Below are 13,218 nucleotides of genomic sequence, written 5' to 3' on the forward strand. Positions count from 1 at the left end.
GGGCGGGGGCCGCGACGCCGCGAGCAGGTTTACGTGCGTACGGACGCCGCGTGGCGCTGCCCCGACGGGCAGTCCCGCGTTGCCGCCGCGGCACGGCGTGGCTCCGTCAGGGAACGCGACGCGGCTTTGCGTACATACGGTGAAACTATGGAAATCGAAATCGCAACAATCGGCGGATACGAGGAAGTCGGACGGCAGTGTACTGCCGTGCGCGCAGGCGACGACGTGGTCATCTTCGACATGGGGCTGAACCTGTCGAAGGTGTTGCTCCACGACAACGTCGAGACAGAGAAGCTGCACAGTCTGGACCTCATCGACATGGGGGCCATCCCGGACGACCGCGTGATGTCGGAGCTCGAAGGCGACGTGCAGGCCATCGTGCCGACCCACGGTCACCTCGACCACATCGGGGCCATCTCGAAGCTGGCCCATCGGTACGACGCGCCGATAGTCTCCGCGCCGTTCACCATCGAACTGGTGAAACAGGAGATTCAGAGCGAGGAGAAGTTCGGCGTCGAGAACGACCTCGTGAAGATGGACGCGGGCGAGACGATGTCCATCGGCGACTCCGGACAGGTCGAGTTGGAGTTCGTCAACGTGACCCACTCCATCATCGACGCCATCAACCCCGTTCTCCACACGCCGGAAGGGGCCATCGTCTACGGCCTCGACAAGCGGATGGACCACACGCCGGTCATCGGCGACCCCATCGACATGAAGCGGTTCCGCGAGATCGGCCGCGAGGGCGAGGGCGTGCTGGCGTACATCGAGGACTGCACCAACGCGGGCCGGAAGGGCCGCACGCCGAGCGAGTCGGTGGCGCGCCGCCACCTCGAAGACGTGATGCACTCGGTCGAGGACTACGACGGCGGCATCGTGGCGACCACCTTCTCCAGCCACATCGCCCGCGTCAAGAGCCTCGTGGAGTTCGCCAAGGACATCGGGCGCGAACCCGTCCTGCTGGGCCGGTCGATGGAGAAGTACTCGGGCACCGCCGAGCGACTCGACTTCGTGGACTTCCCCGAGGACATGGGGATGTTCGGCCACCGCAAGTCGGTCGACCGCACGTTCAAGCAGATAATGAAGGAGGGCAAGGAGAACTACCTCCCCATCGTCACGGGCCATCAGGGCGAGCCCCGCGCGATGCTCACCCGCATGGGCCGGGGCGAGACGCCCTACGACCTCGACAACGGCGACAAGGTCATCTTCTCGGCCCGCGTGATTCCGGAGCCGACCAACGAGGGCCAGCGCTACCAGTCCGAGCGCCTCCTCAAGATGCAGGGCGCGCGCATCTACGACGACGTCCACGTCTCGGGCCACCTCCGCGAGGAGGGCCACTACGAGATGCTCGACGCGCTCCAGCCCCAGCACGTCATCCCCGCCCACCAGGACATGAAGGGCTTCTCGCCGTACGTGGACCTCTGCAAGAGTCAAGGGTACAAGCTGGGCCGGGACCTCCACGTCACCAGCAACGGCAACCTCATCCAACTGGTCGAGTGAGAACATGACGGACGCGAGCGCCGGGACGCTGGAAGCGCAGGTGATGGGCGCGGTCGAACAGCGACGCGAACTCGTCAACGAGGCCATCGAGACCGACCTCCCCGTCGAGGAGCCCGAGCGCCTCTACGAGGCCGCCCGCTACCTGCTCGACGCGGGGGGCAAGCGCCTGCGACCGACCGTCCTGTTGCTCGTCGCCGAGGCGCTCGCCGATATCGACCCCGAGGCGGCCGACTACCGCGACTTTCCCGCGTTGACGGGGGGAACGGTCGACGTGATGTCGGCGGCCGTCTCCATCGAGGTCATCCAGTCGTTCACGCTCATCCACGACGACATCATGGACGACGACGACCTCCGGCGGGGCGTGCCGGCGGTCCACCGCGAGTACGACACCTCGACCGCGATTCTGGCGGGCGACACGCTCTACTCCAAGGCGTTCGAGATACTCGTGGAGGCCGAGGCCGCCCCCGAGCGCATCGTGGAGGCGACCGACGTGCTGGCGACGACCTGCACCAACATCTGCGAGGGGCAGGCCCTCGACATCGCGTTCGAGGACCGGACCGACGTGTTGCCCGCGGAGTACCTCCAGATGGTCGAGGACAAGACCGCGGTCCTCTACGGTGCCTCGGCGACCATCCCGGCCATCCTGCTGGGTGCCGACGACCGGACGGTCGACGAGCTCTACCGGTACGGCATCGACGTGGGCCGGGCGTTCCAGATTCAGGACGACGTGCTCGACCTGACGGTGCCAAGCGAGAAGCTGGGCAAACAGCGGGGCAGCGACCTCGTGGAGGACAAACAGACCCTCATCACGCTCCACGCCCGCGAGCAGGGCGTCGACGTGGACTCGCTGGTCGAGACCGACGACGTCGACGCCGTCACCGAGGCGGAGATCGACGAGGCGGTCGCCCGGCTCGAAGACGCCGGGAGCATCGACTACGCGACCGACAGGGCCCAACAGCTCGTCTCGACGGGCAAGGACCGGCTCTCGGTCCTCCCGGACAACGAGGCCCGCGAACTGCTCGAGGGCATCGCCGACTACCTCATCGAACGCGGGTACTGACCGGGACGGTCGTCCCCGGCGCTCGTTCTCGGCGACGGACGAATCGCTCGACAGCAGCGTGAGAGAAATCGATGTCGGCCGCCCGCGGGTGACAAGCGCCGGCGGGGCGGAACTACTCGTCCTGTGGGGGAGAAACTACTCGTCCGGGAACTCCTTGTAGTGGGTGTGTTCGAGATACTCTTCTATCGTCGGCTGTCGCCAGTAGCGGACGGCGTCGCTACGAGCGTCGTACTCCACGACGTCGGCGTCGGCGAGTCGGGGCAGATGGACCTCGCGGAGCCCGTCCGCGACCTCGCGGCGGAGCGACTCGGCGAGTTCCGACTCGCCCGCCCGGGCCTCCAGCATCGCCACCTCGTCGGCGAGGCTGCCGACGTCGGTGAGTCCGTCCTCCGTGCCGACGAGCGCGTACATCGCGTAGCGGCGACGGCGGTCCGCCAGCAGGTCGAACACCGTGTCGAACGAGGGCGTTCTGACCGCGCGACCGCTTCGGAGGGCGTGGTCGCTCTCTCGGCCCGACCTGACTGAATCGTTGCTCATCGCGGGTGACCTCCACCACCAGGTTCCGCCAGCGGGGACAACAAACCCATGCCTCAACAGTTAGGTACGCCGGGGAGAGAGTGTCAGATGCCGAACGATAGGGGTCTGGACGGTCCCGGGGCGGACGCGCCGGCCGACTCAGGGGTCGAGATACGTCCCGACGAGCTTGCGCTGTGCGGCCTGGAGGTGCTGGTGGAGCGTCGGCGAGGAGATGCCCAGCGAGTCGGCCACCTGCTCGCCGGTGCTCCCGCGGGGGTACTCGTAGTACCCCGCGAAGTAGGCGGTCTGAAGTGCGGTCCGCTGTTTGTCGGTCAGGTCCCGGTCGAGCGTCCCCCGGAACTCCGCGGCGGTGTACACCGGCCGGTCGACCTCCTGCTTGCTCGCGAGCTCGGCGTCGGGGTAGGTCGTCCGGAACCCGTCGACTATCGACCGGACGTCCGCGTCCGCCGACGCCTCCGCGACGTACCGGGCCGTGCCGCCCTCCGCCACGGCCCCCGTGACCACCGCGCCGGCCGTCAGAAGCCGGTCGACGCCCGACCACGTCAGGTCGAGTTCGAGCAGCCCGCCGTCGCCCTCGTCGGTCACGACCCGGCGGTCGTCGGTCGCGCCCAGCTCGCCGAGCCGACGGGCGACGGTCCCGGCCGACGCGCCCTCGACCGCGACGTACTCGAGGACCCGGTCGTCGGAGACGGGAACGACGCCCTCCAGCTCGAACCGGGCGTCGAGTTCCGCGGAGAGACTGGCGAACGCCGACCGCTGGCTGTCGACCCGGAACTCCAGTTCGACCGCGGTGTCCGACAGCAACAGGTTCCGGTTCCGGACCGCGTCGATGGCGAACGAGACGAGCTCGCCCAGCGTCTCCAGCGCGGTCAGTTCCCGGTCGCCGAACGCCCCGCTGCATCCGCCGCTTACGCCCAGCACGCCGTCGTTCGTGGAGCCGTGCGACAGCGGGACCAGCGCCGCCGCCGCCATCCCGAGGTCGAGCATGATCTCGCGCTCGCGCTCCGAGAGGACGTCCGTCTCGGCCACGTCCGAGACCACCACCGACTCGTCCTCGCTCACGACCCGGGCCAAGGAGTTGTCCTCGTCGGCCCGGGTGCTCGTCGCCGCCACGAGGGGCGCTATCTCGTCGCGGTCGACGCCCTCGACCACGCTGGGGTCGGTGCACTCGTCTTTGACCCACGGACCGCCGACCCACGCGAACTGATACAGCGCCGAGTCGGCCAGTCGCTCGCAGACGACGCGTTCTATCTCCTCGCGGCTCGCCGACCCCACCAGCGACTGGAGGACGTCGTGGACGAGGTCGTTGACGCGACTCAGGCGGTCGAGTTCGTCGGCCCGCGCGGCGGGTTCCCGCTCGACGACGACGCCCGTCGCGGGGGCTGGGGCGGCCGCGACCGCCCGGTCGACGCGCTCGCGGAGGCGTTCGCCGCCGACCGACTTGGGCAGGTAGTCGGTGACGCCCCGACCGACGGCCTCGCTCGCGAGCGCCTCGCTGCCGGAGTCGGTGTAGAGCACGAACGGGAGGCCGGGGTGGCGCTCCCGGACGACTTCGAGCAGGTCCAGCCCGTCGGTCTCGGGCAGGTCGTGTTCGCTGACGACGCAGTCGACGGTCCGGGGCGACGCGAGCCGGTCGAGCGCGACCCCGCCGGTGGGGACGGCCGACACCGCCACGTCGTCGGCCGCCGACAGCGTCGACGGCGGGTCGGCGTCGTCGACGTAGAGGACTCGAATCGCGGACTCGGGCGGCTCGACGACCCGCGCGTCGGCGGCCGTCCCGGCGTTCCGGGTCGAGCCGTCGCGGTCGGACTCGGCCGTCGGTCGCACCGGGGTCGGCTGCTCCGAGGTCACGTTCTAAATGCGCGATACACGCCCGGAAAGGAAAGTGTATTGGTCAACTGTGATACGTCTCCGCGCGGCGAGACCCCGGACTCGGTTCGAATCCGGTCCAGTTTTCCCCGGGACGCTCGAATCGGTCGCCAATGAACGACGAACTGCGAGCGCGCGTCGAGCGCGAGGTCGAGACCCACGCCCTCGTCAACGCAGTCAAGCACGGCAGCGAGGCCGACGTGGGCGCTATCATGGGACCGCTGATGGGCGAGAACCCCGAGTTCCGCGAGCACGGCGACGAGATTCCGAGCGTCGCCGGCCCGGTCGTCGCGGAGGTCAACGGTCTGAGCGCCGACGAGCGCCGCGAGCGTCTGGCCGACCTTGCGCCCGACCGGCTCGAAGCACTGGAGCGAGAAGACGAGGGCGACGACACGGTCCTGCCCGACCTGCCCGCGGTCGACGAGTACGACGAGATACGGATGCGGCTCGCCCCGAACCCCAACGGGCCGTGGCACATCGGCCACGCCCGGATGCCGGCGGTCATCGGCACCTACGCCGAGGAGTACGACGGCGAGTTCGTCGTCCGGTTCGACGACACCAACCCCGAGGCCGGCGTGGGCCGGCCCATCCCGTGGGCGTACGACGAGATTCTGGACGAGGTCGAATATCTGGGGTTCGAGCCCGCCGAAGTGTACCGGGCCAGCGACCGGCTCGAAACCTACTACGACCACGCTCGGGACCTCATCGAGAAAGGCGGGGCCTACACCTGCTCGTGTTCGGGCGAGGCGTTCTCGGAGCTGAAGAACTCGGCCGAGGCGTGCCCGCACCGCGAGAAGGACCCCGAGACCACGATGGCGGAGTTCGAGGCCATGGTCGACGGCGAGTACGAGTCGGGCGAGATAGTCCTACGGGTCAAGACCGACATCGAACACAAGAACCCGGCGCTCCGGGACTGGGTGGCGTTCCGCATCATCGACACGCCACACCCCCGCGAGGCGGCCGAACAGTTCCGATGTTGGCCCATGCTCGACTTCCAGTCGGGCGTCGACGACCACCTGACCGGCGTGACTCACATCATCCGGGGCATCGACCTGCAGGACTCCGCGAAGCGCCAGCAGTTCGTCTACGACTACTTCGGCTGGGAGTACCCCGAAGTGGTCCACTGGGGCCACGTGCAGGTCGACGAGTACGACGTGAAGATGTCGACCTCGACCATCCGGGAACTCATCGAGTCGGGCGAACTGGACGGCTGGGACGACCCGCGCGCCCCCACGATTCCGAGCGTCCGCCGCCGGGGGATTCGGGGCGAGGCGCTCGTGGACGCCATGGTCGAACTCGGGACCTCGACCAGCAACGTCGACCTCGCCATGAGTTCGGTGTACGCCAACAACCGCGAACTGATAGACGACGACGCGGACCGCTACTTCTTCGTGCGCCAGCCCAGCGCGGAGTTCACGGTCACGGGAGACGCGCCCGACGCCGCCCACCCGCCCGTCCACCCCGACCACGACGAGCGGGGCACTCGGGACATCGACCCCGGTAATCGGGTCAGCATCGAGGAAGCCGACGTGCCCGCGGACGGCGAGCGCGTCTGGCTCAAAGGCTTCGGGTGTTTCCGCAGGGACGGCGACGAACTCGACTACGCGGGCGACGACATCGCGGCGGTCCGCGAGGAGGGCGTCGACGTCATCCACTGGGTGCCGGCCGACTCGTCGACCCTCACGCAGATGCGCCACATGGACGGCGACGTGGTGGGCTACGCCGAACCGGGACTCCGCGAGGCCGACCCCGACGAGATGGTCCAGTTCGAGCGCGTGGGCTTCGCCCGCGTCGACCGTCAGGAGGCCGACGACGAGACGGTCGTCTACTTCGCCCACGAGTAGACTGCGTGCCGGCGTACTGATTCTCGACACGGGCGCGCTCGGTGACGCCTTCCACGGGTGGATGCGCTCGACGAGACTGACCACGATAGCGTGCGCTCGGTGACGCCGACCACGAGGGGATGTGCTCGGTGACGCCGACCACGAGGGGATGTGCTCGGTGACGCCTTCCACCGGAACGCGCCCGAGGAACCGAACCGCCGGGGTGCGCTCGGTGACACAGCCACCGAGGGCGGGACTGAAAGGGGCCGCCCGCTCGCGTTCAGTTCAGTCGTCTCAGCGACCCCTATCCTCGCGCGGGCTGTGCGGAGAGCGCGAGGATATGTCGCTGAGCGGCCTCCTCGTGAGCGAAGCGAACGAGGGCTCGTCGGAACTCGCTTCCGACGGCGGCGAGCGGGCGGGGGCTTTCGGGGCGTCGTTCATCACGACAGTCAAGACGCGACCGACCGAGCCAACGATACACAGCGAGCGGGCGGGGGCTTTCGGGGCGTCGTCTCGATACGTTCCAAAAGTAATAGTGGCGTCTCGTAGCGAGCGGGCGGGGGCTTTCGGAAAAGAAGCACCTCCGAACTTCGGTCCTCGTCCTCACGAACCCCGAACTGAACTTCGGTGCGAAGCTAGCTACTGCCGAGGCAAATGAGTGCCCGCACCGCAACCGCAACCGTGACCGCGACCGCGCCTCGTCCTCCCCAACCGCCTGCGATGCTCACTGCGTTGCGCTTCTCGGCCCTCGCACGCTTTGGCGCGAGATGAACTCGCGCCAGCGCGCGCCGGAACGGGTGGACGACCATCGCGGAATCGTCCGTTGAACCATCGCGGAATACGAAGTTCGCCCCGAAGCACGCGCACGATCGACACGCCATCGCGGAACCTCCGAACCCCTCACCACCACTCCTCGTCGTCCGCCCACGGGACGTAGAGTCGGACCGTCGCGGGCTCCGAACAGCCGTCGTCGGCGCACTCGGTCATCCGGCCGCCCGACGCGCTCGCGGCTAATCGGTGTACCGCCGCTTTTCGGCCATCGCCGCCTCGCCGCCGTACCGGTCGACCAGCGGTTCGTAGGCGTCACCGAGCGCGCGCATGCACTGGCCCGCCGAGTGGAAGCCGAGTTCGTCGGCCACCGCGGGCCAGGGGTGGCCCTGCAACGCCTTCCGGACCAGCAGGCGCTCGGCGCGGGCGTCGAGCAGTCCCTCCCCGTCGACGAAGTACCGGAGCGCGACCCGGCGGAAGGGGCGTGGCGCGGCGTCGTACAGCCCCGGCCCGTACGCGCTCGCCGCGACCGCCCGCCAGTCCCACGCCGAGAGGTCCAACTCGACCGGCGCGTCGACCGTCCGGAGCAGTTCCCGCACCACGTCGGGGTCGGCGTCCCGGAGCGGGTCGGCCAGCATCGACGCGACCCGCGAGCCGAACCACTCGGCGTGGCGGTCGTGGAGTCCAGCGCCCGCCTCGGTCAGGGGGTCGAGCAGGAGCGCCGAATACTCCCCGCTTGCGTCGTTGCGCGTGGTCGAGAGCTGCACCGCGCGATAGCCGTTCGACCGCCAGAACCGCAGCAGGTCGGGCGTCGCGCCGAACCCCGTCCCGAGCCAGTCGAACTCGCCTTCGAACTCCCCGCGAACCTCCGCGAGCAGGCGCGACCCGAGTCCGCGCGAGCGCACGGCGTGGTGGGTGGCGATGCGCAGCACGCGTAACCCCGTCGGACTCCCGGCGTCCTCGTCGCGGAGCTGGGAGGTCAGCACGTCCGGGAGCATGTTGCCCCGCACCCGACCGCCCTCGTACATGTGTTCGCGCACGTCGGCGGGCAGGTCGCCCTCGCGCGCCAGCAGCGCCACGGCGGCGACGTGGCCCGCTCGGGCAGACGACTCGCCGTCGACCACCAGCGCCCGGACCGCGAGGTTGGGCGCGTCGAGGACCCGCGCGAGGTCGTCGGGCTCGGTCCGGTAGTGAGCCAGCACGAGCAGGCCGAACGCCTCCCGGAGCAGGCTCTCGTCGGCCGCCAGTTCGGCGGGCGAGAGCGCGCGGTAGTCGACCGACTCGGGCGTCGCGTCCGCGACTACCTGCGCGACCGGCGGCCGGGCGTCCAGCAAGAGCGCGCGGAACGCCCACGTCTCCACGGGGTCGCCCGCAGCGTAGCGAATCGGCTCGTCGAGTCGCGTCTCGACGACCGCGTGGTCGCCGTCGGCGAGTCGGTCGCGGAACCGGACCGAGAACCCTCGACCAGCGCCCTCGTAGCCGTGGACCGTCGTGGTGAACGCCAGCTTCCGAGCGGCCAGAAACCGTTCGAGCAACCGGACCGGGAGCGCGGCCGCCTCGTCCACGAAGACCGCGTCGGGAGCGTGCCCCTCGCTATCGAGCGACGCGACCGCTGCGGTGGGTTCGGCGAACCGAACTCGGCCGCCTCCGTCGACGGTGACGGTCCGGGGCGGCTCGTGGTCGGCGTCGAACTCGCATCCGACCGACGCCAGCAGTGCGGCCGCGCGGACGAACACCTCGCGGGCGCTCCGGTACTCCGGGGCCGTCACCAGCACGTCCGCGCCCTCGGCGGCGAGGCTGCCGGCGGCGATGCCCGCCGCGCTCGACTTCCCCCTGCCCCGGTCGGCGTCGACGACGACTGCGGTCGGTTCGGACTCGCCCGCGTCGCCACCCCGCAGGGCTTCCAGTTCCCGAACGACCGCCCGCTGGTCGTCGGTGAGACAGGCCGCGTACGCCTCGTCCGGGAAGCCGCGGTCGGGTGGGGACGTGGTGGCGTCCGGAGCCCCGCCAGCGAGTCGCGGTGCCGGACGGGTCAGTCCGTCGCGCTCGACCACTCCGGCGTCGGCGTCGACGACCGCGACGCCGGGATGCGTTCGCAGCGTCTCGGCGAATCGCCGCCGGAAGCGCCCGGTCACGTCGGCGAGGTCGGCGGGCGGCACCGCCAGCGACTCGTCGAACTCGGTCCTGCGGCCGGGCAACTCCTCGAGCGGCGGGGTCAGGACGACGAACAGGCCGCCGCCGTCGACCGCGCCGGCGAGCCGACCCACCGCGTTGGGCCGGAAGTCGGCGTGGGCGTCGTACACCACGCAGTCGCGGGTGGTGCCGAGCAGTCGGTCGGCGCGTCGCGGCCCGACCTGCTCGCATCCGAGGTTCCCGGTGCCGACGAGCGTGGTCGCCCCGCGGTCGATTCCGGCCGCGTCGAGCGCCCGGGCGGCCGCCTCGTAACAGCCGTCCCGGTCGCCCGCGAGCGCGAGCAGTCGGCGCTGGTCGGTCGCCGCCGCCTCCTCGCGGAGCGCGGCGGCGACCTCGGCGAGGGTCATGTCCGGAGGTTGCGTCGAGACGGGCAAGGGCGTTGTGCATCCGCGCCGGTGGGGCGCGACTGGCGTCCCCGGACGCGGCGGCCGTCCCCCTCCGAGGGTTTATCTATCGCACGCTCGTACTGTCGAACTCATGACCGGGCCGATCCGCCAGCGAGAGCGAGGGGCCGACCGGGGGGAAACCGAACGCGATGGGACCGAACGCACCGAATCGGGGGGCGTGCGGACCTGTCCCGAGTGCGAGGCCGACTCGCTCGTGTCGGACGCTGGCGGGAGCGAACTGGTGTGCGAGGACTGCGGGCTCGTGGTCGAGGAGAACAACGTCGACCGTGGGCCGGAGTGGCGGGCGTTCAACCACCAGGAGCGCCAGAACAAGAGCCGGGTGGGTGCGCCGACCACCCAGACGATGCACGACAAGGGGCTGACGACCACCATCGACTGGAAGAACAAGGACGCCTACGGACGGTCGCTCTCGTCGGAAAAGCGCAGCCAGATGCACCGCCTGCGCAAGTGGCAAGAGCGCATCCGGACGAAGGACGCGGGCGAGCGCAACCTCCAGTTCGCGCTGAGCGAACTCAACCGGATGTCGTCGGCGCTCGGCGTCCCAAAGTCCGTACAGGAGGTGGCGTCGGTCATCTATCGGCGGGCGTTGAAGGAGGACCTCATCCGGGGCCGGTCCATCGAGGGGGTCGCGACCGCCACGCTGTACGCCGCCTGCCGCAAGGAGGGCATCCCCCGCAGTCTAGAGGAGGTCTCGGAGGTCTCGCGGGTCGAGCGCAAGGAAATCGGCCGCACCTACCGCTACGTCTCCCAGGAGCTCCAGCTCGGGATGGAGCCGGTCGACCCGAAGAAGTACGTGCCCCGCTTTTGCTCGGAACTCGACCTCCCCGAGGAGGTCCAGAGCAAGGCCAACGAAATCATCGAAACCACCGCCGAGAAGGGATTGCTGTCGGGCAAGTCGCCGACGGGGTACGCGGCCGCCGCCATCTACGCCGCCTCGCTGCTCTGTAACGAGAAAAAGACCCAGCGCGAGGTCGCCGACGTCGCCCAGGTCACCGAAGTCACCATCCGCAACCGCTACCAGGAACAGATCGAGGCCATCGGACTTTACAACTGAGAGCCCGTAGGGCGGCCTAACGTGACCGTGGGGAGTGTCCGAATGGGAAACGACGACGAGTTCGAGCGGCGACTCATCGAGGAGTTCGGGGCCGACGCCGGAGCGGCGCGAGTGGTCGCGCGACAGGTCCGGGACCTCTCGGACTCGGGGCAGTTCGAGGCCGACATGGCCCGCGAGTTGACGGCGTCGGTCGCGGTCGAGAACCTCCGCGACGCGCCGGACGGACTCGCGCTCCCCGAGCGGTGGAACTGGTGGGTCGGCGCGCTCGAACTCGCCTACGGCGGCTACGACCGGTTCCGGGTCCTGCGGTGGACCGGCACGTCCGAAGGGTCGTGACCCGGCCGACTCGCGAACGACGAGCGGTCAGAGCATCCCGGTCGGGAGTCCGCCGGTCGCGCCCAGATACGCGCCGTAGAACTGGACCGCGTTGAACGCGCCGTGTATCAGCGACGGGACCACGAGGTTCTCGGTCCACTCGTAGGACGCCCCGAGGACCGGCGAGAGGACGAACAGGATGCCCAGATACGCCAGCCGGCCGCCGCCCGTGACCGAGAAGACGTGGATGGCGGCGAACACGAAGCTGGCGACCACGATGGCGACCCACGGGCCGAACGACTCGCGGAGCCGGCCCTGCACGACGCCCCGATACAGCAGTTCCTCGCCCGGGCCGATGAACAGGAACGAGAAGGGCACGAGCAGGAGGTAGACCCGCGGGTCCTGCTCGCCGAACTGCTCGATGGTGTTCGACCCCGACTCGATGCCCAGCACGGTCAACAGCCCCGAGACGACGACGAGGCCGGTGAACAGCAACACGGTGCCGCCGACCGCCCAGCCCAGGTCCCGGAGGGTCGGCACCCGCGCGCGAAGGAAGCCGAGCCCCCTGTCGGTGTACGACAGGTACGCGAGCGCGAAGCCGCCGAACGCCACGCCCTGACCCATCACGGCCGAGAGCGCGACGAGCAGCGTCGGCCGCTCCAGCAACTGGATGCCGACGAACGCGAGCACTCCCATGGCGACGCCGACCACCACGGTCGCGAAGAGGTAGCCGCCGACGCCGAGCGCGCTGGCCGCGAGCAGCGCGCGGACCGGCGAGCCGGCGGGTGAGACGTCTTCCTGAACTCCGTCCATACTGGTCGAGAGTACGCACTCGACTCACTTGAATGTCGCACAGACCGCCTCGCGGGCCGACCACGGCCCGCGAACGTACCGGGTCGGGTCGCGCTCGACCGCGAACGCCCGCACGACGAGTACCAGCCGTCCCTCGGGGACGGTCGCGCGCAACACCGGCCCGCGAGAGGTCGCGGCGACGTACGGTGGGGCCGCGACCGGCGACGCCGGCAGCGAGAACCCCGCGGCGCGCACCGCGCCCGCGAGGACGTCGGGCAAGCGCGCCCACGCGTCCCGAACGTCGAGTTCGGCCCGGAGCGGGCCGGCGACCTCGCCGGGGTCGCTGGTCGCCGGCCCGTCCCACGAGTCGGCCACCGAGTCGGCACAATCGAGGACGGCTTCGACCGTCTCGGCGTGTGCGTCGCGGACGTGCCGTCGGGCGAGTTCGGCGGGGTCGGGGGCGTCGTCTGCCACGCGACCCGGTTGCGTGCCGGAGGACATATTCCCGGCGATGCCGCGTCGAAAACGTAATCGTTCCCGCGTCCACACGCCGACACGGATGAACGGTTTCCGCGCGCTGGACCTGACGTTCGGCCTCTCGCTGGCGTTCGCCGTCCTCGTTTTGCCGCTGGCGTCGTCGGTCGGGCGGACCGAACTCGGACTCGTCGCCGGACCGGTCGCGTCGGCCCTCGTCGCGGTCGGGATTCTCGCGCGGACGCCCACGCTCGAAAACGGGGCCGTCTGGCGGTTCGGCGGGCTGACGTTCCTCGTGGCGGCCGGCGTCCACCTGCTGGCCGGCACCGGCGCGAACGCCGGCGAGGCCTCGCCCGCGGTGGTGGTCGGCGTGTGGGTCGTCGCGGTTCTCGCGGCGGGCGCCGTGGTCGCGCGCCGGCGCTAATC

11 protein-coding genes are annotated in these 13,218 nt (G+C 70.0%); 6 read left to right on the top strand and 5 right to left on the bottom strand.

The features are described 5' to 3' along the window. The first annotated feature begins 147 nt into the window (after window positions 1-147). Window positions 148-1,500: a ribonuclease J gene (locus tag EPL03_RS05545; protein WP_135828319.1), complete on the top strand. Its 1,353-nt coding sequence runs from the start codon at window positions 148-150 to the stop codon at window positions 1,498-1,500. A 4-nt stretch (window positions 1,501-1,504) separates the two neighbouring features. Then, complete coding sequence (gene idsA3 / locus EPL03_RS05550; protein ID WP_135828320.1) at window positions 1,505-2,560, top strand: geranylfarnesyl diphosphate synthase; 1,056 nt, start codon at window positions 1,505-1,507, stop codon at window positions 2,558-2,560. A gap of 135 nt (window positions 2,561-2,695) precedes the next feature. On the opposite strand, the gene EPL03_RS05555 is transcribed toward idsA3, so the two are convergent. Together EPL03_RS05555 and EPL03_RS05560 are read right to left on the bottom strand one after the other, a co-directional pair. Then, on the bottom strand, window positions 2,696-3,097 hold the full coding sequence (locus EPL03_RS05555; protein WP_210424904.1) for a DUF7344 domain-containing protein: 402 nt from the start codon (window positions 3,095-3,097) through the stop codon (window positions 2,696-2,698). Between the two features lie 138 nt (window positions 3,098-3,235). Beyond that, a complete protein-coding gene (locus EPL03_RS05560) occupies window positions 3,236-4,948 on the bottom strand; it encodes a bacterio-opsin activator domain-containing protein (RefSeq protein ID WP_135828321.1) in 1,713 nt (570 codons plus the stop codon). A 131-nt stretch (window positions 4,949-5,079) separates the two neighbouring features. Between EPL03_RS05560 and EPL03_RS05565 the strand changes: the two genes are divergently transcribed. Beyond that, the gene (locus EPL03_RS05565; RefSeq protein ID WP_135828322.1) at window positions 5,080-6,810 is read left to right on the top strand and encodes a glutamate--tRNA ligase; all 1,731 of its coding nucleotides are present in this window, start codon (window positions 5,080-5,082) and stop codon (window positions 6,808-6,810) included. Window positions 6,811-7,799: 989 nt separating this feature from the next. On the opposite strand, the gene tmcA is transcribed toward EPL03_RS05565, so the two are convergent. Beyond that, window positions 7,800-10,097: a tRNA(Met) cytidine acetyltransferase TmcA gene (gene tmcA / locus EPL03_RS05570; protein WP_135828323.1), complete on the bottom strand. Its 2,298-nt coding sequence runs from the start codon at window positions 10,095-10,097 to the stop codon at window positions 7,800-7,802. Between the two features lie 130 nt (window positions 10,098-10,227). On the opposite strand from tmcA, the gene EPL03_RS05575 reads away from it, so the two are divergent. Together EPL03_RS05575 and EPL03_RS05580 are read left to right on the top strand one after the other, a co-directional pair. Then, window positions 10,228-11,211: a transcription initiation factor IIB gene (locus tag EPL03_RS05575; RefSeq protein WP_135828324.1), complete on the top strand. Its 984-nt coding sequence runs from the start codon at window positions 10,228-10,230 to the stop codon at window positions 11,209-11,211. A gap of 42 nt (window positions 11,212-11,253) precedes the next feature. Beyond that, the gene (locus EPL03_RS05580; RefSeq protein WP_135828325.1) at window positions 11,254-11,547 is read left to right on the top strand and encodes a hypothetical protein; all 294 of its coding nucleotides are present in this window, start codon (window positions 11,254-11,256) and stop codon (window positions 11,545-11,547) included. Window positions 11,548-11,574: 27 nt separating this feature from the next. Here EPL03_RS05580 and EPL03_RS05585 read toward each other — a convergent pair whose 3' ends face one another. Both EPL03_RS05585 and EPL03_RS05590 read right to left on the bottom strand, forming a co-directional pair. Continuing rightward, window positions 11,575-12,339, bottom strand: coding sequence for a CPBP family intramembrane glutamic endopeptidase (locus EPL03_RS05585; RefSeq protein ID WP_135828326.1), 765 nt, complete (start codon window positions 12,337-12,339; stop codon window positions 11,575-11,577). A gap of 24 nt (window positions 12,340-12,363) precedes the next feature. Next, the gene (locus EPL03_RS05590; protein ID WP_135828327.1) at window positions 12,364-12,792 is read right to left on the bottom strand and encodes a hypothetical protein; all 429 of its coding nucleotides are present in this window, start codon (window positions 12,790-12,792) and stop codon (window positions 12,364-12,366) included. A gap of 85 nt (window positions 12,793-12,877) precedes the next feature. Here EPL03_RS05590 and EPL03_RS05595 point away from each other — a divergent pair, with 85 nt between their 5' ends. Beyond that, entirely contained in the window at window positions 12,878-13,216 is a 339-nt protein-coding gene (locus tag EPL03_RS05595; protein WP_135828328.1) for a hypothetical protein, read from the top strand. The last annotated feature ends 2 nt before the right edge of the window (window positions 13,217-13,218 follow it).

The organism is Halorussus halobius (assembly GCF_004765805.1).
GTDB classification, from domain to species: domain Archaea; phylum Halobacteriota; class Halobacteria; order Halobacteriales; family Haladaptataceae; genus Halorussus; species Halorussus halobius.